The organism is Dawidia cretensis (genome assembly GCF_018598175.1).
GTDB lineage: Bacteria > Bacteroidota > Bacteroidia > Cytophagales > Cyclobacteriaceae > Ohtaekwangia > Ohtaekwangia cretensis.
The window spans coordinates 1-242 of sequence record NZ_JAHESE010000249.1 but is presented as its reverse complement, the minus strand read 5'-3'; the positions used below and the strand labels follow the sequence as shown (position 1 = coordinate 242).

Annotated in this window: 1 pseudogene; it reads left to right on the top strand. The window is 37.6% G+C overall.

Annotated elements, in window-relative coordinates:
- Positions 1–242: pseudogene (locus KK062_RS30530) on the top strand (histidine kinase); the annotation flags it as partial.

Sequence of the window (242 nt, the reverse complement as noted above, 5' to 3'; positions counted from 1 at the left end):
GTTAAAAGCTCTCGTGATAACTACAGACCTTCAAAAGACGCAATCAATGAATTTATCCTCCTGGTAACGCGTTCTCGAATGCTCGTTACTAACTGGGTGTATCTTCAAACTAATCAGGAAGATAAAAACTCACTGAGAACACTTCAGGAAACTGACTATCCAGCTTTAAGAAAGAGAATCGAATCTCTGTCTAAGAATTGGGAGGAGGATCAGAAATTAAAAATGGATACCATTTTTAACGA